The 1,441-nt window shown below is 63.0% G+C and carries 1 protein-coding gene and 1 pseudogene; both read right to left on the bottom strand.

All coding sequences use genetic code 11. The annotated features are described in order from the left end of the window. Window positions 1-180: pseudogene (locus I73_RS33675) on the bottom strand (hypothetical protein); the annotation flags it as partial. Between the two features lie 50 nt (window positions 181-230). Continuing rightward, window positions 231-1,441: elongation factor G (fusA, locus tag I73_RS03315; protein WP_022979313.1), on the bottom strand; the 1,211-nt coding region annotated here is incomplete at its 5' end.

Genomic DNA, 1,441 nt, shown 5'->3' with positions numbered 1-1,441 from the left:
GCCATGGTCCACGTGACCAATTGTGCCCACGTTCACGTGCGGCTTGGTCCGTTCAAACTTGCCTTTTGCCATTTCTGAATCTCCGAAAGAAAGAACAACTGCCCGTGTGCGTTTAAGGTCTCCGGCCCAGGCTGCCACGGGCAGCAGGCCCACCCCGTCGTGCGGGGCGCCGAAGACCATTGGATGTCCTCGACACGCCGGCGGCCATCAGGCCACCGGCGGTGAGGGGTTTACTTGGCGCGCGCGGTGATGATCGCGTCGGCCACGTTCTTCGGAGCTTCGCTGTAGTGCTTGAACTCCATCGTGTACGTGGCGCGGCCTTGCGTGGCGGACCGCAGCGAGGTCGAGTAGCCGAACATTTCAGACAGCGGGACTTCGGCCTTGATGATCTTGCCGCCGCCCGGGATGTCGTCCATGCCCTGCACCATGCCACGGCGGCTGGACAGATCGCCCATCACCGTGCCGGCGTAGTCTTCCGGCGTCTCGACTTCCACGGCCATCATCGGCTCCAGGATGACGGGGTTGGCCTTGCGGCAGCCGTCCTTGAAGCCGATCGAGGCCGCCATCTTGAAGGCGTTTTCGTTCGAGTCCACGTCGTGGTACGAACCGAAGGTCAGCGTGACCTTCACGTCCACCACCGGGAAGCCGGCCAGCACGCCGTTGGGCAGCGTGTCGATCAGGCCCTTCTCGACCGCGGGAATGAATTCACGCGGCACCACGCCACCCTTGATGGCGTCGACGAACTCGAAGCCCTTGCCCGGCTCCATCGGCTCGATCTTCAGCACGACGTGACCGTACTGGCCCTTACCACCGGACTGGCGAACGAACTTGCCTTCCACGTCTTCCACCGCCTTGCGGATGGTTTCGCGGTAGGCCACCTGCGGCTTGCCCACGTTGGCTTCCACGCCGAACTCGCGCTTCATGCGGTCGACGATGATTTCCAGGTGCAGCTCGCCCATGCCGGAGATGATGGTCTGGCCGGACTCTTCGTCGGTGCGCACGCGGAACGAGGGATCTTCTGCAGCCAGACGGCCCAGCGCGATACCCATCTTTTCCTGGTCGGCCTTGGTCTTGGGTTCCACGGCCTGCGAGATCACCGGCTCAGGGAAGACCATCTTTTCCAGCGTGATCACGGACTCCGGATCGCACAGGGTCTCACCCGTGGTCACGTCCTTCAGACCCACGCAGGCGGCGATGTCACCGGCCAGAATTTCCTTGATTTCCTCACGCTGGTTGGCGTGCATCTGCAGGATCCGGCCGATACGCTCCTTCTTGCCCTTGATGGGGTTGAAGACGCTGGCGCCCGAAGCCAGGATGCCCGAGTAGACGCGCACGAAGGTCAGCTGGCCGACGAACGGGTCGGTCATCAGCTTGAAAGCCAGCGCGGCGAACTTCTCGTTGTCGTCGGCCTTGCGGCTGACTTCCTTCTCGTCTTCGTCCG

It is taken from the genome of Ideonella sp. B508-1 (assembly GCF_000333615.1).
Classification (GTDB): Bacteria; Pseudomonadota; Gammaproteobacteria; order Burkholderiales; family Burkholderiaceae_C; genus Ideonella.
Note: the sequence above shows the minus strand (reverse complement) of the source record. Positions and strands in the feature narration are given on the sequence as shown.